Origin of the sequence: Microbacterium sp. KSW4-4, assembly GCF_023091185.1 — a bacterium.
In the GTDB taxonomy this organism is placed as follows: Bacteria; Actinomycetota; Actinomycetes; order Actinomycetales; family Microbacteriaceae; genus Microbacterium; species Microbacterium paraoxydans.
Map to the genome: position 1 here is coordinate 219,798 of NZ_JAHWXJ010000001.1, position 21,094 is coordinate 240,891.

Annotated in this window: 18 protein-coding genes; 7 read left to right on the forward strand and 11 right to left on the reverse strand. The window is 70.3% G+C overall.

Annotation, left to right across the window (positions count from 1 at the left end):
• Nucleotides 1-14 precede the first annotated feature (14 nt).
• The 4 genes from KZC57_RS01085 to KZC57_RS01100 all read right to left on the reverse strand — a co-directional run bounded on the left by KZC57_RS01085 (nucleotide 15) and on the right by KZC57_RS01100 (nucleotide 3,598).
• On the reverse strand, nucleotides 15-1,334 hold the full coding sequence (locus KZC57_RS01085; RefSeq protein WP_105949760.1) for an FtsX-like permease family protein: 1,320 nt from the start codon (nucleotides 1,332-1,334) through the stop codon (nucleotides 15-17).
• A complete protein-coding gene (locus tag KZC57_RS01090) occupies nucleotides 1,331-2,026 on the reverse strand; it encodes an ABC transporter ATP-binding protein (protein WP_247640865.1) in 696 nt (231 codons plus the stop codon). The genes KZC57_RS01085 and KZC57_RS01090 overlap by 4 nt, the downstream gene beginning before the upstream one ends.
• 98 nt (nucleotides 2,027-2,124) lie before the next feature.
• Nucleotides 2,125-3,204 carry a GNAT family N-acetyltransferase gene (locus KZC57_RS01095; protein ID WP_105949761.1) on the reverse strand — a complete coding sequence of 360 codons (1,080 nt, stop codon included), beginning with the start codon at nucleotides 3,202-3,204 and terminating at the stop codon, nucleotides 2,125-2,127.
• A gap of 109 nt (nucleotides 3,205-3,313) precedes the next feature.
• Nucleotides 3,314-3,598: a hypothetical protein gene (locus tag KZC57_RS01100; RefSeq protein WP_060923102.1), complete on the reverse strand. Its 285-nt coding sequence runs from the start codon at nucleotides 3,596-3,598 to the stop codon at nucleotides 3,314-3,316.
• A gap of 521 nt (nucleotides 3,599-4,119) precedes the next feature.
• Between KZC57_RS01100 and smc the strand changes: the two genes are divergently transcribed.
• Nucleotides 4,120-7,665: a chromosome segregation protein SMC gene (gene smc / locus KZC57_RS01105; protein WP_247640866.1), complete on the forward strand. Its 3,546-nt coding sequence runs from the start codon at nucleotides 4,120-4,122 to the stop codon at nucleotides 7,663-7,665.
• Nucleotides 7,666-7,776: 111 nt separating this feature from the next.
• Here smc and KZC57_RS01110 read toward each other — a convergent pair whose 3' ends face one another.
• Complete coding sequence (locus KZC57_RS01110; RefSeq protein ID WP_083370850.1) at nucleotides 7,777-8,454, reverse strand: alpha/beta hydrolase; 678 nt, start codon at nucleotides 8,452-8,454, stop codon at nucleotides 7,777-7,779.
• Between the two features lie 28 nt (nucleotides 8,455-8,482).
• On the opposite strand from KZC57_RS01110, the gene ftsY reads away from it, so the two are divergent.
• On the forward strand, nucleotides 8,483-9,355 hold the full coding sequence (ftsY, locus tag KZC57_RS01115) for a signal recognition particle-docking protein FtsY (RefSeq protein WP_025103328.1): 873 nt from the start codon (nucleotides 8,483-8,485) through the stop codon (nucleotides 9,353-9,355).
• A 43-nt stretch (nucleotides 9,356-9,398) separates the two neighbouring features.
• On the forward strand, nucleotides 9,399-9,899 hold the full coding sequence (locus KZC57_RS01120; protein ID WP_060922216.1) for a DUF2004 domain-containing protein: 501 nt from the start codon (nucleotides 9,399-9,401) through the stop codon (nucleotides 9,897-9,899).
• A 10-nt stretch (nucleotides 9,900-9,909) separates the two neighbouring features.
• On the opposite strand, the gene lipA is transcribed toward KZC57_RS01120, so the two are convergent.
• Nucleotides 9,910-10,899, reverse strand: a complete 990-nt coding sequence (lipA, locus tag KZC57_RS01125; protein ID WP_105949763.1) for a lipoyl synthase — start codon at nucleotides 10,897-10,899, stop codon at nucleotides 9,910-9,912.
• Nucleotides 10,896-11,546, reverse strand: a complete 651-nt coding sequence (gene lipB, locus KZC57_RS01130) for a lipoyl(octanoyl) transferase LipB (protein WP_144881035.1) — start codon at nucleotides 11,544-11,546, stop codon at nucleotides 10,896-10,898. Before lipB ends, lipA begins: the two co-directional genes overlap by 4 nt.
• Before the next feature lie 87 nt (nucleotides 11,547-11,633).
• Here lipB and KZC57_RS01135 point away from each other — a divergent pair, with 87 nt between their 5' ends.
• Nucleotides 11,634-12,221, forward strand: a complete 588-nt coding sequence (locus tag KZC57_RS01135; RefSeq protein WP_105949765.1) for a TetR/AcrR family transcriptional regulator — start codon at nucleotides 11,634-11,636, stop codon at nucleotides 12,219-12,221.
• A 149-nt stretch (nucleotides 12,222-12,370) separates the two neighbouring features.
• Nucleotides 12,371-13,933 (forward strand): signal recognition particle protein, encoded by a 1,563-nt coding sequence (ffh, locus tag KZC57_RS01140; protein ID WP_105949766.1) that lies wholly within the window; start codon nucleotides 12,371-12,373, stop codon nucleotides 13,931-13,933.
• Nucleotides 13,934-13,944: 11 nt separating this feature from the next.
• Here ffh and KZC57_RS01145 read toward each other — a convergent pair whose 3' ends face one another.
• Nucleotides 13,945-14,850, reverse strand: a complete 906-nt coding sequence (locus KZC57_RS01145) for an EamA family transporter (protein WP_247640867.1) — start codon at nucleotides 14,848-14,850, stop codon at nucleotides 13,945-13,947.
• Nucleotides 14,851-14,928: 78 nt separating this feature from the next.
• Here KZC57_RS01145 and KZC57_RS01150 point away from each other — a divergent pair, with 78 nt between their 5' ends.
• Nucleotides 14,929-15,804: a LysR family transcriptional regulator gene (locus tag KZC57_RS01150; RefSeq protein WP_247640868.1), complete on the forward strand. Its 876-nt coding sequence runs from the start codon at nucleotides 14,929-14,931 to the stop codon at nucleotides 15,802-15,804.
• 89 nt (nucleotides 15,805-15,893) lie between these two features.
• Here the strand turns inward: KZC57_RS01150 and glpK are convergent, their stop codons facing one another.
• From glpK to KZC57_RS01165, 3 genes are all read right to left on the reverse strand, one after another.
• The gene (gene glpK / locus KZC57_RS01155; RefSeq protein WP_060922209.1) at nucleotides 15,894-17,408 is read right to left on the reverse strand and encodes a glycerol kinase GlpK; all 1,515 of its coding nucleotides are present in this window, start codon (nucleotides 17,406-17,408) and stop codon (nucleotides 15,894-15,896) included.
• A gap of 36 nt (nucleotides 17,409-17,444) precedes the next feature.
• Complete coding sequence (locus tag KZC57_RS01160) at nucleotides 17,445-18,218, reverse strand: MIP/aquaporin family protein (protein WP_060922208.1); 774 nt, start codon at nucleotides 18,216-18,218, stop codon at nucleotides 17,445-17,447.
• 91 nt (nucleotides 18,219-18,309) lie between these two features.
• The gene (locus KZC57_RS01165) at nucleotides 18,310-20,019 is read right to left on the reverse strand and encodes a glycerol-3-phosphate dehydrogenase/oxidase (protein ID WP_060922207.1); all 1,710 of its coding nucleotides are present in this window, start codon (nucleotides 20,017-20,019) and stop codon (nucleotides 18,310-18,312) included.
• Nucleotides 20,020-20,121: 102 nt separating this feature from the next.
• Between KZC57_RS01165 and KZC57_RS01170 the strand changes: the two genes are divergently transcribed.
• Nucleotides 20,122-21,093, forward strand: coding sequence for a sugar-binding transcriptional regulator (locus KZC57_RS01170; protein ID WP_247640869.1), 972 nt, complete (start codon nucleotides 20,122-20,124; stop codon nucleotides 21,091-21,093).
• Nucleotide 21,094: the final 1 nt, after the last annotated feature.

A 21,094-nucleotide genomic window follows, 5' to 3' on the forward strand; every position in this document is an offset into this window, starting at 1 on the left:
GGCCCGCCACCGTCTCACGCCGGGGCGAAAGCGCGATCCAGCAGGGGACGCGTTGCCCAGGTGCTCGCCCACACGACGCCGATGCCGACGGCGACGACCGTCGCGATCGTCATCAGCGAGAGGGGCGCGACGATCAGCGCGATGCCCACCAGCGGGAACACGAGCACGGCAGCGCACAGCGCTGATCCCACCGCCGTGACCAGCAGCGGCGACATGATCGCGCGGCGACGCGCGCGGTCCACGGTCTCGACGGGCATGCCCAGGTGATGCAGGCTCTCGTGCAGGTCGCTCTTGTCGAGCACGTCCGAGGCCTGATTCACGCCGACGGAGGCAGCCACCATGAGGAACGACCCGATGAGGGTGATGATGAGGCCGGTCCGGATGTCCTCCGCGAGCGCGATGCTGGACGGATCGTCGCTCGCCCCGATCGTGTCGAGGAGCGCGACGCCGGTGCCCGCGAAGACGGCCATGAAGCTCGCCATCGCGATGCCGCCGACCTGACGCCAGGCCGCCTTCGGGGAATCCAGCACGAGTCGTGCGGCGAGCAGCCGCTCGGGACGCTCCGCCCGCCGGAGCTGGCGCCCCGCCGAGACCTTCAGCACCCACGGGCCGAGCAGATTGAGAACGCTCAGCGCGAGGGCGAACATCGCAGCGAGTACCGCGATCGTCGCCACGACCCCGCCGATCATCGGGAACACCTTGATGAGCGCGAACGCGATGGCGATCCCCGTGACCGCGATGACGGCGCGGATCCAGTGCACGTTCGTCGGCGCCGTGCGCGTGCGGACGCCGAGCGGCGAGATCACGACACGACGCAGCCCCACGACGGCGCTTCCGGCGGCGAGCACGAGCACGCCGGCCACGACGGCGGCGATCATCACCGGGGGGAGTACGACTGCCGAGAGGCCGAGCGGTTCTCCCCGGAACGGGATGAGACCGATCAGCGGGCTCAGGGCCAGGTGACCGCCGATGCCGATGACGGCTCCGGCCGCAGCGACGAGGACGGATTCGACGACGGTTGCCGTCGTCACCCCGCCGGGCGTCACGCCGAGCAGACGAAGAGTCGAGAGGCGCTCGTCGCGGCGCCGTGCCGAGAGCCGGGCGGCGGCGCCGCCGAGCGAGGTCAGCGGCACGACAAGCAGGACGAGAGCGATGGCGGCGAGGCCCTGGTAGAGGACAGCCTCGTCGTCGGTCCAGGTCCAGAAGGCCTGGGCCCCGCCGACGACGGTGAGGACGAGGGTCGTGACCACCGCGAAGGCGACGATCGGGAGCGCGAGGACGCTGCGCTGTCCGGGAGCGGGACGCAGGAGCAGGCCGAGAACGGAGAGGTTCACGCGTTCACCGCCGAGCCGAGGATACGGCCGTCGCGGACGGCGACGGTGCGCGTGCAGCGCGCCGCGACGTCGGCGTCGTGCGTGACGACGATGAGGGTGCGCCCCTGCCCGGTCGTGGACCACAGGAGCGCGTCCATGACCTCGGCGGAGGTGTGCGAATCCAGAGCGCCGGTCGGCTCGTCCGCGAAGACGAGGTCCGCACCCGTCGCCTGGGCGCGCGCGATGGCCACGCGCTGCGCCTGTCCTCCGGAGAGCTCGCCGATGCGCCGTTCCTCCATGCCGCCGAGGCCCAGCGCCGCGAGCCACGACACCGCGTGGGGGAGCGCGTCCTTCTTTGCGACGCCGTTGATCATGGAGGCGAGCGCGACGTTCTCCACCGCGGTCAGCTCGGGGATCAGCAGTCCCTGCTGGAAGACGAACCCGAAGCGCTCGCGACGCAGCCGGGAGCGCGCCGCCTCACCCAGCGCGGTCACGTCTATGGCCGTGCCCGTCGAGGGCTGGAAGACCACGCGGCCGCTGTCCGGTGCGGTGATTCCCGCCAGCACATGCAGGAGCGTCGTCTTCCCCGAGCCCGACGCGCCCATGATGGCGACGGACTCGCCGCGGTGCACCGCGAGGTCGACACCGGCGAGGGCGTGGGTGACGCCGTAGGTCTTGACGAGGGCGTGGGCTTCGATCACGGGACTGTTCATGTTCCCAGCCTCGCCGTGCGCCGTGCCGGTGTCGTCGGCCCGGCGGATGAAGCTGAGCGGTGGCCGTCATCCGGGAGGATGACGGCCACCGCTCGTCTTCAGATCTTCTTCTGCCACGCCCCTGCGTACGACACGGGCACGAAGCCGATCGCCTCGTTGATGTCGAGCATCGGCCGGTTCTCCTCCGCATTGAAGGTGGAGACCACGGTCGACCCCGGAACGAGCTCCCGCCAGCGCAGGAGGTTGGCGCACTTCACGATGGTGCCGAGGCGGTGACCGCGGTGGTCCTTCGCGACCAGGGTCCCGAATTGGTGGGTGGTCCCGGTCTTCTCCGCGCCGATCAGCAGTTCGTTGTACGCGACGAGCGTGCCGGAGGGGACATGCTCCACCGCCACGACGGAGACGGTCTGCCCGGCGCCCGTGAGACGCGCATCCCGGCGGATCACCCGCTCCGCGTCGTACACCTCGGCGACGAAGTCCATATCGCCACTCGGTGCATCGGTCGACAGGCGGGCGAGCACAGCGGCGTACCCGTCGCGGAGCTCCGGCGGGGTGGGCAGCTCCCACTCGAGCACGCGGTAGTCCGGCCCCGCGACCGCGAGTGCCGCGTCCAACGCCCGGTGCAGGGGCTCCGGATCGGCGCGCAGGTCGAGTTCGCTGTTGCGCTCGACCTGCTCCAGGGTGAAGCCGTGCGCCTCGACGACGTCGCTCAGCGGTGTCGCCGGGATCCGTCCCCATCCCGTGCGCGGCTGTAGCATGCGGTCGGACTCCTCCGGCCGGTGCAGGGTCCAGATCTGGAGGACGCTCCGACCGCGCTCCCTGGCCTCGGCCTCGGCGCGGTCGAGCAGCGCGTCCTCGACGCCACGCCCGGCGTGGGCGGCCGGAACGAGGAGGTCGACCTCGGCGGCGCGCGCGTCCTCCTCCTGCGGGAAGGACACCGTCACCATGCCGATGATGTCGTCCCCGTCCCGGGCGACGAATCCGAGGTCCAGCGAATCGGAGTCGTCCTGCCAGTTGGGCAGCATCTGCGCGGCGTCCGGGGCGAGGTCGGGGAGACCGACCTGCTCGTCGCAGATCTGTCGGTTCAGAGCGCCGTAGGCGCGGAAGTCCGCGGCGTTCGCATCGTCGAGGGTGGCCGGGACGATCAGCGGCGTGATCGTCAGTGCGGCGGTCGTCATGTCTGGTCCTTCGTGTCGGAGGGAGGAGGAGGTGCCGGGTGTCCCGGCGTCCGTCCGCAGGTGAACGGACGGACGCCGGGTCGGTGTCGATGCGGTCGTCATCGCCCGATCAGCGCATTCCGCGCTGCATGTCGTGCATGAGGAGGGCGTGCGTTTCCGCGGCCGAACGGTGACGCTGTTCTCCGACGAGGAACAGGTCTCCGGGATCGACGGTCCACGACCGGCGTGGACGTCGGGGCCGCTGCGCCCGCTGGAACAGCCAGAGGCCGATCCGGAGCGAGAGGCGGTCCGCGATGCCGAGCTGACGCAGCTCGTCGTCGCGGGGGATCTGGAGGACCTCGCGGTCCTCGGTATCGGGCGGATGGGTGGTGCTGTGTGACAGCGTGATGTTCACGATGGTTCCTTCGAAAGGGATGGATGGGGTGCGGAAGCACCACGTCAGGACCGAGTCGTCGGCCGCGGCAGGTGCGGACGAGAGCAGCGCCTGCGGAGCCGCGGAATGCGGAGGCCGGAAGCGGCGGGGATCCATGATCCGGGGGATCAGAGGGTGGGACGCGACAGAACAGGCGGGAGAAGACCCGGAGGGAGCCTGCGTTCCCAGGCTGCGGTTCTAGCCGAGCGAGCCGTGACGGACGCCGGCGGTCACCGATGCCGCGAGGCGCGGCGCGGAGTGCGCGGGCGCGGCGAGGCCAAAGACCTCTGCGGTGTGCTGAGTGATCATCATCGGTAACCTCCTTTCGTGTGGCGATCCGGAGGCCACCGTAGCGAAACTCTCAGGAGATCGTCAAGCATTTCGTGGTAGCACCGGCGTGTCGCGGTGGAGGCGGGGTCCGCGACGACCGCGCGGGATACCGGCCGTTCCGCGGGATTCCGGTAGCGTAGCGGCGTGAATCTCCCCGGACGAGCGGTCGCCCCATGCACCTGAAGAGCCTGACGCTCAAGGGGTTCAAGTCGTTCGCGCAGCCCACGACCTTCGTGTTCGAGCCCGGCGTCACGTGCATCGTCGGACCGAACGGCTCCGGCAAGTCCAATGTCGTCGACGCCCTCGCCTGGGTGATGGGGGAGCAGGGGGCGAAGACGCTCCGCGGCGGGAAGATGGAAGACGTCATCTTCGCCGGCACCTCGACCCGTGGTCCCCTCGGGCGCGCCGAGGTGCAGCTCACGATCGACAATGCCGACGGCGCGCTGCCGATCGAGTACGCCGAGGTGACGATCAGCCGCACCCTGTTCCGCAACGGCTCCAGCGAGTACGCCATCAACGGCGAGAGCTGCCGGCTGCTCGACGTGCAGGAGCTGCTCAGCGACTCCGGGCTGGGCCGGGAGATGCACGTCATCGTGGGTCAGGGGCGGCTCGACACCGTGCTCCAGGCCTCGCCGGAGGATCGCCGCGGCTTCATCGAGGAGGCGGCCGGCATCCTCAAGCATCGTCGTCGCAAGGAGAAGACGCTGCGCAAGCTCGACGCGATGGAGGCCAACCTCACGCGTCTGAGCGACCTCGCCGGGGAGATCCGCCGCCAGCTCAAGCCCCTCGGGCGCCAGGCGGAGATCGCACGCGAGGCGCAGACCATCGCCGCCGTCGTGCGCGATGCCAAGGCCCGCCTGTTCGCCGACGACGTCGTGGCGCTGCGCACGGCCCTCGCGGACCACACCCGGACCGAGCAGGAGCGGCACACCGAGCGTCTCGTGCTGTCCGACCAGGCCGAGACCGTGCGCGCCGGGATTACTCGGCTGGAGAAGAACCAGAACTCGATCGCGGTCGACGAGGCACGCAGCGTCGCGTTCGGACTCGAACACGTGCAGGAGCGGATGCGCGGGCTCTACACCCTCGCCAACCAGCGCCTCGCGCTCCTCGGGTCCGAGGAGGACGACGCGGCCGTGACCGCGGTGACCGTCACGCAGGCGACCATCGACGAGGCGAAGGAGGACATCGAGACGATCTCCTCCGGCCTCGGCGACGCTCAGGACGCTGCGGCCGCCGCCAGCCGCGAGGTCGTGAATGCCCGTGCCGAGCTCGACACGCTCGATGTCGACATCGCGGAGCAGAGCGCGCTCGTCTCCGAATACGACATGCGGCTCTCCTCGCTCCGCGGCAACGCCGATGCGGCCGCGTCCGCTCTGGCCGCCGTCCGCGGCGCGGTGCTGCGCCAGGAGAACGCGCTCGAGGCCGCGCACGCCCGACGACGCGAGGCCGAAGAGGCCCTGGAGGCGATCGACGATGCGGAAGCGCCCGAGGGCACGGCCGTCGAGTATGCCGCCGCCTACGAGAGCGCCCAGCGTGCGGCAACGGCGGCGGAGGCGGAGCGGGAGAGCCTCCGCGAGCGCCTGCACGCCGCGGAGCGCGAGGTCGACGCCCTCACGGCGAAGGCCGCAGCGTTGAGCAGTGCGCTGTCGCTGTCGGGAGGTGCCGCCGAGATCGTCGCGGAGGGCGGCCCCGGAATCCGCGGTCTCGTCGGCGATGCCGTGCAGGTGCGGGCGGGATACGAAGCTGCGATCGCTGCCGTGCTCGGTCCCCTGGCCGAGGGTGTGCTGGTCGGCTCCGTGGACGACGCGTTCATCCTGGCGGCGGAGACCACGGAGCGCCGCCGCGGGGTGGTCGACTTCGTGGTCGCCGAGGCCCCGAGGGAGCGGGCGCCGCACCCCGCCGTCGACGGCGTGATCGCCGCGACCGAGACGGTGACGGCGCCGGACGGCGTTCTCGGGATCCTGGCGCATGTGCTCATCGCCGACGACCTCGATGCGGCGCGGGCGGCGCGGCGCGCTCTGGACGCGGCAGGTGACACCGCGACCACGATCGTGACCACCGGGGGCGACGTCATCACCGCCCAGACGCTGCGGACCGGATCCGGAGGGGAGCGCTCCCGCCTCGAACTCGCGGCGGAGCGCGATGCCGCGACCGAGCGGCTGACCGAGATCCAGATCGTCGTCGACTCCCTGCGGGAGGCCCGCATCGACGCCGACGAGGCGGTGGAGGAGACACGGCGTCAGGCGAAGGACGCGCTGCGCGCCCTCCGCGAGCACGACGCCGCCCTCGCGACGCACGCGGAGCAGGTCAACAAGGTGACCGTGCGCCATGAGGCCGCTGTCGCCGAATGCGATCGTCTCGAGACCGGGCTCGCTCAGGCGCAGGCCGCCGTGGCGGACGCGGAGGCGAAGGCGGAGGCCGCGAAGGCGGAGCTCGATGCCGCCGTCGCGGCGCCGCGTCCGGTGCTCGACGCGTCTGCGCGGGACGGCCTGTTGGAGGCCCTGGAGCGGGCCCGCGAGGGCGAGGTCCGCGCCCGCCTGGAGGTCGAGACCCTGCGCGAGCGGGTCCGTGCCGCGCAGTCCCGGGTGACCGCGTTGGAGCGCCAGCGCGAGCAGGAGCGGGACGCCGCGGCGGAGGCCGCCCGGCGCGCCGTCATCCGCCGGGCGCAGCGCGAGGCGGCGTCCGGGGTCGTGGACGAGCTGCCGCGCATCCTCGACTCCCTCGACCGCTCGGTCACCGAGGCCCGCGTCGCCCTGGCGGAGGCGGAAGCAGCTCGGTCGGCGCAGAACGAGGAACTCGTCGCCCTGCGCGCCCAGGAGTCGTCCCTGCGGGAACGGCTGGCCGGGCTCACGGAGAGCGTGCACGGCCTGGAGTTGCAGATCCACGAGAAGAAGCTCCACCTGAACAGCCTGTTGGAGCGCGTGTCCTCGGAACTCTCGCTGGACGAGGACGTGCTCGTCGCCGAGTACGGTCCTGATCAGCTCGTGCCGCGGGATCCCGGGACGGAGCCGGCCGACGGCGAACTGCTCGACGACACCGCGATCCCGTTCGACCGGCGCATCCAGCAGCGGCGCCTGGCGGACGCGGAGCGGAAACTCGCCCAGCTCGGGCGGGTCAACCCGCTCGCGCTGGAGGAGTTCGCCGCCCTCGAGCAGCGCCACGCGTTCCTCACCACCCAGCTCGCGGACCTGACGCAGACCCGGCAGGATCTCCTGACGATCATCGCCGACCTCGACGAGCGCATGCAGACGATCTTCGCCAGCGCATTCGAGGACACCAAGGAGGCGTTCGGCCAGGTCTTCCCGCTGCTGTTCCCCGGAGGCACGGGCAGCATCTCGCTGACCGATCCGGAGAACATGCTGACGACGGGGATCGAGGTCTCGGTCCGTCCCGTCGGGAAGAAGATCGAGCGGTTGTCGCTGTTGTCCGGTGGTGAGCGGTCTCTGGCCGCGGTGGCGCTCCTGGTGGCGATCTTCAAGGCGCGTCCCAGCCCGTTCTACATCCTCGACGAGGTCGAGGCCGCGCTCGACGACGCGAACCTCGGCCGGCTGCTCACGGTCTTCGAGCAGCTGCGCGAGAGCTCCCAGCTCCTCGTCATCACGCACCAGAAGCGGACGATGGAGATCGCCGACGCGCTCTACGGCGTGTCGATGCGCCAGGACGGCGTCTCCGCGGTGGTCGGTCAGCGCGTCGGCGACCGCGCCGCCGCCGCGGTCTGACTCGCCCCGGGCACAACTGCGGAGATCGTGACCCCCACCTGGCGTGTCGACGGTCCGATCCGGCGTGTCGCCCGCGGTCTCCGAAGCTGTGCTCGGACGGACCGCGGCGGGTCACACCGTGAGGGACTGTTCGAATCCGGTGACGGCGGCGGGGAACTCGGGGTGATCCTGGGGGCGGTGAGCGAAACCGGAGAGGACGATGTGGTCGGCCCCGACATCGACGAGCCGTCGGGCGATGAGCTCGTACTCCTCGTTCCAGCCGCCGGTGACGACGAAGGTCGGCACGGCGGCGAGAGAACGCTCCCGGATCCCGTGTCCCCAGGGGAGATTCGCGGCCGCCCAGTGCTCCGCGACCGCGCGTTCGTCCGGCCAGGACTCGCGGTCCAGCGGGCCGCCGAACATGAGCGGGCGCAGGATCGACCAGAAGCCGTAGAGGTCGTCCTCGGCCGCGCGTGATCGCGCCTCCGTGACCACGGCGATATGCCGCTCGATCGGCGCGTCACCGCGAGCGATGTCGTACAGGGCGGGCTCGACGAGGACGAGGCCGCACACCCGCAGACCGTCGGCGACGGCGCGGACGGCGGTCACAGCGCCGATGGAGTGGGCGAACAGGAGCGGCGACCGGTCACGTTCTCCCTCGACGAGAGCGCCCGCCTGCGCTTCGACGGACGACTCCGGCGGGAAGCTGAGGAAGGTCCCCGACTCCGGATCCTGCGAGGGCCACGCGGCCGTACCGCGCCTCCCGGCGCCATGGAGGAACACCCGGTGCGGGAGCGGCGCGCGGTGCATCCCTGGATGCTACCCGTAGGCTGGACGCATGGCAGAGAAGTCCTGGTCTCTCGGTCGCGCGCTGCGCGGCATGTTCGTGAAGCCCACCATCGACGAGACGACGTGGGAAGACCTGGAGACGGCGCTGATCACGGCGGACTTCGGCCCTGACATCAGCGAGCGCATCGTCGAAGAGCTGCGCGACAAGGTCGCGAAGTACCGCACCACAGACCCCAAGGACCTCCAGCGCATGCTGCGGGAGACTCTGGAGGAGCACTTCGCGAAGTTCGACACCACGCTCAAGCTCACCGAGCGCCCGGCCGTGGTCCTCGTCGTCGGGGTGAACGGCGTGGGCAAGACGACCACGATCGGGAAGTTCACGAAGTTCCTCCGCGGTTACCAGCGGAGCGTGGTCGTCGGCGCCGCGGACACCTTCCGTGCCGCGGCTGTGGACCAGCTCGCCACCTGGGCCCAGCGCGGGGGAGCGGCGATCGTCCGCCCGCAGCAGGAAGGCCAGGACCCGGCTTCCGTCGCCTTCCAGACGGTCGAGTACGCGAAGCGCGAGGGTATGGAGATCGCGATCATCGACACGGCGGGACGCCTGCACACCAAGGGCGGCCTCATGGACGAACTGGGCAAGATCCGCCGTGTCGTGGAGAAGCAGGCTCCCATCAGCGAGGTGCTCCTCGTCCTCGATGCGACGACGGGGCAGAACGGCGTCATGCAGGCGGAGACCTTCCTGCAGCACGCCGGGGTCACGGGACTGGTGCTCACCAAGCTCGACGGCTCGGCCAAGGGCGGTTTCGTGCTCGCCGTTCAGGAGCGGACGGGCATCCCGGTGAAGCTCCTCGGGCAGGGCGAGGGCATCGACGATCTGACCGGTTTCACGCCGCACGTCTTCGTGCAGGCGCTGGTCGGCTGACACAGGGCTTCCGCCCCGAGCACCAGGCTGGTTTCATAGCGTTATGGCGATCGAACACGACTACTTCGGACTGCTGTCGTCGGGCCCCGACGGCTCGATCTTCTGGTCGGAGACGGTCGAGCTCGGTGACCAGAGCGTCACGGTGGACCTGACGGCCCCGGACCAGGACGACGTCTCCGCCGATGCCCTCGACATCGCCGCCGGGCTCATCGCCGGCCTGGAGAACGTGGACGCGACCGCACGGCGCGGGATGCTCGCCGAGGTGGACGACCGCACGAGCGAGGTCACCGAGTACATCCTGCAGCAGCAGGAGGTGTTCGGCGACGACCTCCCCGACGTCCTCATCGACGTGTCCGGAGACGCGGCCGTGGACATCATCCGATCGCTGCGCCTGATGAGCATGACGATCCTCGCGGACGAGCACGGCGGCTCCGAGCCGTTCGCCGTGCTGGAGTACGCGCTCGATGACAGCGCCACGGACGACGTGCTGCTCGTGAACCTCGGATCCGACGGCAGCGTGCAGTCGGTCATGAGCGCCGACTGACCGCCGCTCGTCAGACCGCCTGCGCGAAGCCGAGGTCGGCGCTCTCCGCGATGTGCGCGAGGTGCGCGGGGATCTCGCGCCCCTTCGAGGTCATCGACTGCGCCCAGAGCCGCCCGGCACGGTACGAGGAGCGCACCAGCGGACCGGCGAGCACCCCGAGGAAGCCGATCCGCTCCGCCTCCTCCTTGAACTCGACGAACTCGGCCGGCTTCACCCACCGCGACACCGGGAGGTGACGCGGGGTCGGACGGAGGTACTGGGTGATGGTGATGATGTCACAGCCGGCGTCGTGGAGGTCCTGCAGCGCCTGGACGACCTCCTCCGGCTCCTCGCCCATGCCGAGGATGAGATTCGACTTCGTGATGAGTCCGGCGTCGCGGGCCTGCGTGAGCACGTTCAGTGACCGCTCGTAGCGGAAAGCCGGGCGGATGCGCTTGAAGATGCGGGGCACGGTCTCCACGTTGTGCGCGAACACCTCGGGGCGGGCATCGAAGATCTGACCGAGGAAGGCCGGGTCGGCGTTGTGCTCGTTGGCCAGCAGCTCCACCCCGGTGTTCGGGTTGAGCTCGTGGATCTTGCGCACCGTCTCGGCGTTGAGCCAGGCCCCCGTGTCGGGCAGGTCGTCGCGGGCCACGCTCGTCACGGTCGCGTAGCGGAGGTTCATCCGCTGCACGCTCTCGGCGACGCGTCGCGGCTCGTCGGTGTCGTAGTCGGCGGGCTTGCCGGTGTCGATCTGGCAGAAGTCGCAGCGGCGCGTGCACTGCGAGCCTCCGATGAGGAAGGTCGCCTCGCGGTCCTCCCAGCACTCGAAGATGTTCGGGCAGCCGGCCTCCTGACACACCGTGTGCAGGTCCTCGCTCTTCACGAGCGAGTGCAGGGCCGAGTACTCCGGCCCCATCTTGGCCTTGGTCTTGATCCACTCGGGCTTGCGCTCGATCGGGGTCTCCGCGTTGCGGATCTCGAGGCGGAGGAGCTTGCGCCCCTCGGGTGCGGCGGTCATGCCGGGACTCCTGTCAGGTCGGGTGCGTGGGCGGTGCGGAAGGCGTCCTGCACGGCGTCGACGAGGTCGAGCGGACCGGCCACGCGTCCGGACACCTCGCTCACCGTCGTCACACCGGCGTCGGTGATGCCGCAGGGGATGATGTCGCGGAAGGGGGCGAGGCTGTTGTCGCAGTTGATGGCGAAGCCGTGCATGGTCACACCCTGCTGCACGCGCACGCCGATCGCGGCCACCTTGTCCTCCGAGAGCGGTCGGCGCACCCACACACCGCTGCGTCCCTCGACCTGGTGCCCGTCGACTCCGAACGGACGCAGCACCTCGATGAGGATCCGCTCCAGTCGCCGGACGTGTGCGACCACGTCCATCGGCTCCGGCAGGCGGAAGATCGGATAGCCGACGAGCTGCCCCGGTCCGTGCCAGGTGATCTTCCCGCCGCGGTCGACGTCGATCACCGGGGTCCCGTCCTGGGGGCGCTCATGGTCCTCTGTGCGCTTGCCCGCGGTGTAGACGGCCGCGTGCTCGAGCAGGATGAGCGTGTCAGGGCGGGTACCGGACACGACGTCCGCGTGCACACGGCGCTGCAGGGCCCAGCCCTCGGGATAGGGGACAGGGGTCGGCATGAAGCCGGGGGTGAGGATGTCGAGCATGCGTCGTCGCTTCCCTCTGATACATGGATTGCGTCCAACAATACATCCTCGTCCGGGGTGCGACGCGGCGCGCGGTACCGTGAAGTCATGAACCGGACTGGTCGCGCCGGCCGCCCGAAGGCCTCCTCGCGCGAGACCCTCGCCGAGGCCGCCTGCGAGCTCTTCCTGGAGCGCGGGTACGAGGCCACCTCCATCGCCGACATCACGCAGCGGGCGGGCGTCAGCCGTTCCAGCTTCTTCAACTACTTCACGTCCAAGAGCGACGTGCTGTGGTCCGGGATCGACGAGCGCATCGGCGTCGCAGTCGGCGCTCTGGACGACCTCGGCCGCAACGCCACGGGGGAGCGGGTGCGCGGGATCCTGCAGGGGATCGTGGACGATTTCGCCCCGGATCCGTTGGCGTTGGCGCTGCGGAATGCGGAGGCCATGGCGCTCGAGGTGGAGCTGGTGCGGGAGACGGGTGTCCGTCTGGCCCGCCTCGCCGCCGCGGTCTCCCGTGCGGCGTGCGCGGCGGGTATCGATGTGATGCGTGCGGACGTGCTGGGAGCGGCGCAGGCGGCCGCCGTCCTGTCCGCCCTGCGCGTCTGGGCCGAGGAGGGGGCGGGCCGCGGTACACCGGAGTCCGTGCTCCGCGAGGCGCTCGCCCGCGTGCACGATCTGCCCTGGGGGGAGTGACGCGGCCTCGCGAGCCCCCGGTTCCGCGCCGAGGCCCCGGCGTGCTCACGCATGCGGGGCGGGGTCTCGACGACACAGCGGGGCTTCGGCGACTCTGCTCCGTGCCGCGCTGAGCGTGGGGGCTCCGCTCGCGTAGAATCGTAGGCACCATGGCTACCTTTGGCACGCTCTCCGATCGGCTCACCGACACCTTCCGCAACCTGCGCACGAAGGGAAAGCTCACCGCCGCCGACGTCGACGGCACGGTGCGCGAGATCCGTCGTGCTCTGCTCGACGCCGATGTCGCGCTCGCGGTCGTCAAGGACTTCACCGCCAAGGTGCGCGAGCGCGCTCTCGGCGACGAGGTCAACAAGGCGCTGAACCCCGCGCAGCAGGTGGTGCAGATCGTCAACGAGGAGCTCGTCCAGATCCTCGGCGGTGAGCAGCGGCGCCTGCAGTTCGCAAAGACCGCCCCGACCGTGATCATGCTCGCGGGCCTCCAGGGTTCGGGTAAGACGACGTTCGCCGGCAAGCTGGCCAAGCAACTCGAGAGCGAGGGGCACACGCCTCTGCTCGTCGCCGCCGACCTCCAGCGCCCGAACGCGGTGAACCAGCTCCAGGTGGTCGCCGAGCAGGCCGGCGCCACCGTGTACGCGCCCGAGCCGGGCAACGGCGTCGGCGATCCCGTCAAGGTGTCGCGCGACGGCGTCGAGCACGCCCGCCGTCAGCAGCACGACGTGGTCATCATCGACACCGCCGGCCGCCTCGGCGTCGACGCCGAGCTCATGAAGCAGGCCGCCGACATCCGCAAGGCGGTCAACCCGGACGAGGTGCTCTTCGTCATCGACGCGATGATCGGTCAGGACGCCGTCAACACGGCCAAGGCGTTCCAGGAGGGCGTCGACTTCACCGGCGTCGTGCTCTCCAAGCTCGACGGTGACGCGCGAGGCGGAGCGGCGCTGTCGGTCGCCTCGGTCACCGGTCGTCCGATCATCTTCGCCTCCACGGGCGAGCGGCTGGAGGACCTCGAGCCGTTCCACCCCGATCGCATGGCCAGCCGCATCCTCGACCTCGGTGACATCCTCACCCTCATCGAGCAGGCGCAGCAGGCCTTCGACGAGGATGAAGCGCGCAAGGTCGCCGAGAAGCTCGCGAACGAGGCCTTCACCCTCGAGGACTTCCTCGAGCAGCTTCAGCAGATGAAGAAGATGGGCTCGATGAAGAAGATGCTCGGGATGCTCCCGGGCATGGGCCAGATGAAGCAGCAGCTCGAGGACTTCGACGAGCGCGAGATCGACCGCACGGAGGCCATCATCCGTTCCATGACGCCGGTCGAGCGTCGCAACCCCAAGATCCTCAATGGTTCCCGTCGTCTGCGCATCGCGCGCGGCTCCGGCATGACCGTCACGGACGTCAATCAGCTCGTGCAGCGCTTCGAGCAGGCCGCGAAGATGATGAAGACCGTCGCTCGCGGTGGCACGCCGAACATCCCCGGCATGGGGCCGGTCCCCGGCATGGGCAAGCCCGGCGCCTCGTCGAAGCGCGGCAAGAAGGGCAAGGGCGGCGGCGGCAACCGCTCCCGCTCCGGCAACCCCGCGAAGCGCGCGGCGGAGAACGCCGGCCTCGCGGCCTCGACGGCACCGACCGGCTCCGGCTTCGGCCTCGGCGGGGGAGGCGCGGCCCCCTCGGAGGCCGACCTCGCCGAGATCCAGAAGCTGTTCGGCAAGAGCTGAGCGGCCGGAACTCAGCGCACGGCGACCGGCGCGGACGAAGGACCGACCGTGGCCGCGGGCGTGCCTCGCGGCCGCGCCGCGAACTGCCCGCCGACGAGGGCGGCGAGCGTGATCACGATGCCCGCCACCTGGAGCACCGTGAAGCTCTCGCCGACCACGAGCACGCCGAGCAGCGTCGCGACGATCGGTGAGAGTAGTGCGAGCAGGCCGGGCACGATCACGGGCAGGCGCTGGATCCCTCGGAACCACAGCGTGTAGGCGATGATCCCTCCCGCCGTCGCGAGCCAGAGATAGCCGAGGAGCGCCCCCGCGTCGAGGGCAGGAGGCGGGCCCTCGACCGCGAAGGTGAGGGGGAGGAGCAGCAGTCCGCCCGCACTGAGCTGCCAGCCTGCGTACGCCACGGGGCCGACGCCGGGGGGGCGTCCCCAGCGCTTGGTGAGGATCATCCCGAGGCCGGTCGCGGTCACCCCGCCGAGAGCCGCGACGAGGCCCCAGAGGTCCAGCGCGGCGGCAGGGCCGAGGACGACGAGGGCGACCCCCGCCGCTCCGGCGACGGCGGCCGCGGATACCGGTCGGACACGTTCCCCGAGCACGAGCGCTCCGAGTCCCAGGACGATGAGCGGCTGCGCTCCGGCGACGGCGGCGGCGACCCCACCGGGGAGGCGTTCGGCCGCGAGGAACAGCAGCGGGAAGAACGCGCCGATGTTGAGGGCGCCGAGGACGAGGACCTTGCCCCACCAGGTCCCGTGCGGCAGGCGCCGGGCCAGCAGCACCGCGAGGAGACCCGCAGGCAGCGCGCGGAGGAGGCCGGCGAGGATCGGATGCCCGGCGGGGAGCAGCTCCGTCGTCACCAGGTAGGTCGTTCCCCATGCCGCGGGCGCGAGGGCCGTGATGAGGGTGAGGATCAGGCGGTTCATGCTCCCAGCCTGCGCGCCGCATGCAGATGAGTCCAACGCATTGTTGTCACGCTATTCATGACGAGCGATCATGGATTTATGGAACTCCAGCAGCTGCGATATGTCGTCGCCGTGGCGGACACCGGTTCGTTCACCCGCGCGGCGGAGCGCTGTCACGTCACGCAGTCGGCGCTCAGCCATCAGGTCGCCGCTCTCGAACGCGAGTTGGGCGTACGGCTGTTCGCGCGCACCAGTCGTAGCGTCCGCGCGACCGAGTCCGGTGAGGCGTTCCTCCGGTCCGCGCGGTTCGCCGTGCGCGCCGCGGATCAGGCGCGGGAGGATGCCGCGGCCGCCGCCGGCGAAGTCGTCGGAACGCTCCGGCTCGGGATCATCCCCACGGTGACCGCTGTCGATGTCCCCGCCCTCCTCGTGGCCTATCGCAGCGCGCACCCGGCCGCCCGCGTGGAGCTTCGCGAGGGGAACAGCGACGGCCTCATGACCGCGATCCGCCAAGGCGACATCGATGTCGCGTTCCTCGGGCTTCGGGAGGGTGTGGAGCCCCAGGGTGTGGCGTCCCGACCCCTGTCCCACGAGCCGCTGGTAGCGGTGCTGCCTCGCGGGCATGTCCTCGCTGCGAGGCGGCGGGTGCGGCTGAGTGACCTCGCGGACTCCGCTTTCGCCGACTTCCCGGCCGGAACCTCGGGACGGGCGCAGAGCGACGCGGCGTTCCTGGCCGCGGGGGTCGGGCGGGACGTGGCCTTCGAATCCGACACGGCCGCGAGCCTGATCGGCCTGGTCGCTGCGGGCCTCGCCGTCACGCTGCTCGCGCCCGGCGTGGTGCGGGGGTATCGGGACATCGTCGACACGGTGGCGGTCCAGGACGGCCCGGTCCGTGTCGAACACGTGGCCTGGGACGCCGCGGCACCGCGCAGCGCCGCCCGCGCGTTCCTCGACATCGTCGCGGCAGCCTCCTGAGACCCTGTTCCCGCAGCCCGGGCGGAGGGTGAGCCGGAGACGACGAAGCGGGCCCGGGAAGAACCCGGACCCGCCTCGTCGTGTGGTGATCAGCGCACGTCGTCGTCGACCCAGTCCATCGACTTCGTGACGGCCTTGCGCCACAGGCGCAGCTGGCGGTCGCGCTCGGCCTCGTCGAGCGAGGGCTCCCAGCGGCGGTCCTCCTGCCAGTTCGCGGACAGGTCGTCGAGGCCGCTCCAGAAGCCGACCGCGAGGCCCGCGGCGTAGGCCGCACCGAGCGCGGTGGTCTCCGCCACGACCGGACGCACGACCGGGACGCCGAGGATGTCGGCCTGGAACTGCATGAGCGCGTCGTTGGCGACCATGCCGCCGTCGACCTTGAGCTCGCTGAGGTCCACTCCGGCGTCCGCGTTGACCGCGTCGAGCACGTCGCGGGTCTGGAAGGCCACGGCCTCCAGGGCGGCGCGCGCGATGTGGTTCTTGTTCGCGTAGCGGGTGAGGCCGACGATCGCGCCACGGGCGTCCGGACGCCAGTACGGTGCGAACAGACCCGAGAACGCGGGGACGATGTACACGCCGCCGTTGTCCTCGACCTTCTCCGCCAGCTCCTCGACCTCGGGGGCGGAGGAGATGATGCCGAGCTGGTCGCGCAGCCACTGGATGAGCGAGCCGGTGACCGCGATCGACCCCTCCAGCGCATAGTGCGTGGGCTGGTCGCCGAGCTTGTAGCCGACGGTGGTGAGCAGACCGTTCTTCGAGCGGACGATCTCCTCGCCCGTGTTGAAGATGAGGAAGCAGCCCGTGCCGTAGGTGTTCTTGCTCTCGCCCTTCTGGAACGCGGCCTGCCCGAACGTCGCCGCCTGCTGGTCGCCGAGGATGCCGGCGATCGGCGTCTCGCGCAGCAGCGACGAACTCTCGGCGGCACCGTAGACCTCGGAGGAGGAGCGGATCTCCGGCATCATCGAGCGCGGCACGCCGAACGCCTCGAGGATGTCGTCGCGCCACTCCAGCGTCTCGAGGTCCATGAACATCGTGCGCGAGGCGTTCGTCACGTCGGTCGCGTGCACGCCGCCGTCGATGCCGCCGGTCAGGTTCCACAGGACCCAGGTGTCGGTCGTGCCGAAGAGCAGGTCTCCGGCCTCCGCCTTCTCGCGGGCACCTTCGACGTTCTCCAGGATCCAGGTGATCTTGGTGCCGGAGAAGTAGGTCGCCAGCGGGAGGCCGACGATCGACTTGAACCGGTCGACGCCCTCGTCGCCCGCGAGGCGGTTGACGATCTCCTGCGTACGGGTGTCCTGCCAGACGATGGCGTTGTAGACCGGCTTGCCCGTGGTCTTGTCCCACACGACGGCGGTCTCGCGCTGGTTCGTGATGCCCACGGCGGCGATGTCGTGGCGGGTGAGATCGGCGCGACCGAGGGCCAGACCGATCACCTCCTGGACATTGCGCCAGATCTCGGCGGCGTCGTGCTCGACCCAGCCGGCCTTGGGAAGGATCTGCTCGTGCTCCTTCTGACCGGTGGCGACGATGCTGCCCTTCTTGTCGAAGATGATCGCGCGGCTCGACGTGGTGCCCTGGTCGATCGCGATGATGTAGTCAGCCATGTGTTCTCCTTTGAATTCCCGAGCGGTTGAGGGGGATCAGCCGGCGAGGCTGAGCAGGCCGGGGGCGGCGAGGGCGGCGATGACACCGCCGATGAGCGGACCGACGACGGGCACCCACGAGTAGGACCAGTCGCTGGCACCCTTGCCCTGGATCGGGAGGATCGCGTGGGCGATGCGGGGACCGAGGTCACGAGCCGGGTTGATCGCGTAGCCGGTGGGGCCACCGAGCGATGCACCGATCGCGACCACCAGGAGGGCCACCGGAAGGGCGGTGAGCGGGCCGAGGCCACCGGGCGTGCCGACCTCGATGTCGCCGTAGTCCGCGAACGCGAAGATGACGAAGACGAGGACGAACGTGCCGATGATCTCGGTGACGAGGTTCCAGCCGTACGAGCGGATGGCGGGGCCGGTGGAGAAGACGCCGAGCTTGTTGGCGGCCTCCGGCTCCTGGTCGAAGTGCTGCTTGTAGGCGAGCCAGACGACGATGGCGCCGATGATCGCGCCGAGGAGCTCCGCGGCGGTCGCGGTGAGGAACATCGTGAAGTCGATGCCCTTGGCGGGGTCCAGCAGGTGCTGCACCCAGAGGCCGATACCGACGGCCGGGTTCAGGATGGCACCGGAGTACGCCGAGACGAGCACACCCGCGAACACCGCGAGACCCCATCCCCAGTTGACCATCAGGAAGCCGCCGCCGAAGCCCTTGTTCTTCGCCAGGGCGACGTTCGCGACCACACCGCAGCCGAGCAGGACCAGCATCGCGGTGCCGACGAGCTCGGAGAGGAAGTAGAGACCGAGATTGACGTCAGTCATGTCTTCGTTGACCTTTCTTGCGGGTCGGGGCCCCTCTGCCCCGACCCCTTATGGGGTAGCACCGCGAGGAGGGCGCGGTGGTCGGGCCCCGTCAGCCGCGGGCGCGGGACGGGATGTGGAGTCCGTGTCGCTCGTTGAGCAGCACGCGCGTCTGCTCCACCTCGGCGTCGTGACGCTCGCGGTCCCAGCCGAGGAGCGGAGCCAGGGCGTCGGCGATCTCGTCGAGCACCTCCGCTCGGGCGCCGCCCGTGAAGGCGATGCTCGTGCGGCGGAGGATGACGTCCTCGAGACGGGTGACCATCTCCTCGTTCACCATCCACTCCAGCTCGCGGGTCGACAGGTCGCCGCCGGCGAGGGGCGCGTCGTCCCCCTGCTCGACGTACGCCCACACGGCCGCCGCCCGGGTGCCATAGCGCGCGAGGAGCTGGTCGGCCCGGGTACCGGCGCCGGCGAGGTTCTCCTGGATCCAGATCCGCTTGGCCTTCTCGGTACGCGGGAACTCGCGGCCGCCGCCGATCGCGCGGCCCGCCGTGGAGACGGTGCGCGTGCGCCCGAGGAGTCCGAGGACGGTGTCGGAGAGCGATTCGCCCAGAGCGCGGAACGTGGTCCACTTCCCGCCCACGAGGCTCACCAGCGGAACAGCGCCCTGGCGGTCGACCTCGACGCGGTAGTCGCGCGAGACGAAGCCGGGAGCGGTGTCCTCGTGCCGGGGGAGCGGACGGATGCCGGAGAAGTTGTAGACGATCTGCTCGCGGGTCACCGAGATCGACGGGAACACGTGGTGGATGAGGTCGAAGAAGTAGTCGATCTCCTCCTCCGTGCACACCGGCACCTCGCGCGGGTCGGCGTCGATGTCCGTCGTGCCCACGAGGACGCGCCCCTTGAGCGGGTAGATCAGCACGATGCGACCGTCGGAGTGCTCGAAGAAGATCTCGCGTCCCCGCGTGGCCTCCAGCAGCTCGGGGTGGTCGAGCACGATGTGCGAGCCCTTGGTGCCGCCCATGAAGTGGGTGTCGGTGCCGAGGGCGTCGTTCGTGAGGTCGGTCCACGGGCCGGAGGCGTTCACGACGACATCCGCGGTCACGGTGAACTCGGTGCCGCTCTCCCGGTCGCGGAGGGTGATCTGCTCGCCGTCGCGGCCGATCGCCTCGACGTAGTTCAGCGCCACGGCGCCGGGGTGGCTCGCGCGGCCGTCCTGCAGCACATCGAGCGCGAGGCGCTCGGGGTCGTGCATCGACGCGTCGTAGTACGTCGCGGTGTACTTGATCTTCGGGTCCATCGACGGCAGCTCGGCCAGCGACTTCTTGCGGCCGAGGAAGCGGTGCCGGGGCACGGTGCCACCGTCGCGCGAGAACGTGTCGTAGATGGTGAGACCGACCTTGATGAGGAAGGCGCCGCGCTCCTTCGGCTTCCCGCTCTTGTGCGTGAGGAAGCGGAGGGGAGCGGAGAGGATGCCCGAGAACGTCGAGTAGATCGGGATCGTGGTCTGCAGCGGCTTGACGTAGTGCGGAGCGATCTTGAGCAGACCGTTGCGCTCCTCCACCGACTCCCGGACGAGACGGAACTCGCCGTTCTCCAGGTAGCGGATGCCGCCGTGGATCATGTGGCTCGACGCCGCGGAGGCACCGGAGGCGAAGTCGCCGCGCTCGACGAGGACGACGTCGACGCCCTGCAGCGCCAGATCGCGGAACGTCGAGATGCCGTTGATGCCGCCGCCGATCACGAGGACACTGGTGCGCCCGGATTCACGGAGCGCGCGGACCGCGTCCCGCTCCGGGGACGTGTGGGTGGAATCGATCATCGTCGACCCTCTCTTCCTTGCTTGCCACCAGCATCGACCTCTGTGACGCCGCGCGCAAGCTGGCTGCACATATGTGCAAGGATCGAGGGAGAGGAGGTCATCATGGCGGAATCCGGAGCGCCTTCGCGCGACGGGAAGCTGATCGCCGCGCTCAAGGCTGCCCAGCTCTACTACATGCAGGACAAGACCATGGAGGTCATCGCGCAGGAGCTCGGAACATCGCGATCGTCCGTGTCACGGCTGCTCAGCTTCGCGCGCGAGAGCGGCCTCGTCGACATCCGGATCAACTCGCCTCTGGAACGCCTCGGGATGCTCGAGCAGCGCATCAGGGATCGCCATCGCGTCGTTGCGCACGTGGTTCCGATGGCCGAGATCGTCAGCGAGGTCGAGCGCCTGGAGCGGGTGGCGCTGACCGCCGGGCGGCTGCTGTCCCAGTTCGTGGACTCGAACATGATCGTCGGCGTCGCATGGGGGTCGACGATCAGTGCGGTCAGCCGCGGTCTCACCCAGAAGGAGACGCACAACACGACATTCGTGCAGCTCAACGGCGCCGGGAACACCCAGACCAGCGGTGTGGAGTACTCCAGTGACATCCTGCAGCGCTTCGGCAGCGCCTTCGGGGCGCAGGTACAGCAGTTCCCGGTCCCCGCGTTCTTCGACGACCCCGCCACCCGCGAGGCGATGTGGCGCGAGCGCAGCACCCGGCGTGTCCTCGACCTGCAGGCGAAGATGGACATCGCCGTGTTCAGTCTCGGCTCCCCGGCGGCGGAGGTGCCCAGCCGGGTCTACGTCGGCGGCTACCTCGGTCGGGAGGACTACCGCAGTCTGCGGGAGGACCACGCGCTCGGCGACGTGGCGACGGTCTTCTTCCGCGCCGACGGCTCCTGGCGCGACATCCGGCTCAATGCGCGGGCGACCGGCCCGGGACTCGACCGGCTGCGCCGCGTGCCACGACGAGTGTGCGTCGTCTCCGGCGTGCCCAAGCTCGCGAGCCTGCGCGCGGCTATCGCCGCCGAGCTCATCACCGACGTGGTCCTGGACGAGGGGCTCGCGCGCCGGCTCGTCGAGGACTGAG

Excerpts from the sequence above, each read along its gene's own strand:
- KZC57_RS01170 (WP_247640869.1), top strand. The coding sequence starts at position 20,122 with ATGGCGGAATCCGGAGCGCCTTCGCGCGACGGGAAGCTGATCGCCGCG.
- KZC57_RS01165 (WP_060922207.1), bottom strand. The coding sequence starts at position 20,019 with ATGATCGATTCCACCCACACGTCCCCGGAGCGGGACGCGGTCCGCGCG.
- KZC57_RS01150 (WP_247640868.1), top strand. The coding sequence starts at position 14,929 with ATGGAACTCCAGCAGCTGCGATATGTCGTCGCCGTGGCGGACACCGGT.
- glpK (WP_060922209.1), bottom strand. The coding sequence starts at position 17,408 with ATGGCTGACTACATCATCGCGATCGACCAGGGCACCACGTCGAGCCGC.
- smc (WP_247640866.1), top strand. The coding sequence starts at position 4,120 with ATGCACCTGAAGAGCCTGACGCTCAAGGGGTTCAAGTCGTTCGCGCAG.
- ftsY (WP_025103328.1), top strand. The coding sequence starts at position 8,483 with ATGGCAGAGAAGTCCTGGTCTCTCGGTCGCGCGCTGCGCGGCATGTTC.
- KZC57_RS01135 (WP_105949765.1), top strand. The coding sequence starts at position 11,634 with ATGAACCGGACTGGTCGCGCCGGCCGCCCGAAGGCCTCCTCGCGCGAG.
- KZC57_RS01120 (WP_060922216.1), top strand. The coding sequence starts at position 9,399 with ATGGCGATCGAACACGACTACTTCGGACTGCTGTCGTCGGGCCCCGAC.
- ffh (WP_105949766.1), top strand. The coding sequence starts at position 12,371 with ATGGCTACCTTTGGCACGCTCTCCGATCGGCTCACCGACACCTTCCGC.
- KZC57_RS01145 (WP_247640867.1), bottom strand. The coding sequence starts at position 14,850 with ATGAACCGCCTGATCCTCACCCTCATCACGGCCCTCGCGCCCGCGGCA.
- KZC57_RS01160 (WP_060922208.1), bottom strand. The coding sequence starts at position 18,218 with ATGACTGACGTCAATCTCGGTCTCTACTTCCTCTCCGAGCTCGTCGGC.
- KZC57_RS01110 (WP_083370850.1), bottom strand. The coding sequence starts at position 8,454 with ATGCACCGCGCGCCGCTCCCGCACCGGGTGTTCCTCCATGGCGCCGGG.
- KZC57_RS01090 (WP_247640865.1), bottom strand. The coding sequence starts at position 2,026 with ATGAACAGTCCCGTGATCGAAGCCCACGCCCTCGTCAAGACCTACGGC.
- lipA (WP_105949763.1), bottom strand. The coding sequence starts at position 10,899 with ATGACCGCCGCACCCGAGGGGCGCAAGCTCCTCCGCCTCGAGATCCGC.
- KZC57_RS01095 (WP_105949761.1), bottom strand. The coding sequence starts at position 3,204 with ATGACGACCGCCGCACTGACGATCACGCCGCTGATCGTCCCGGCCACC.
- lipB (WP_144881035.1), bottom strand. The coding sequence starts at position 11,546 with ATGCTCGACATCCTCACCCCCGGCTTCATGCCGACCCCTGTCCCCTAT.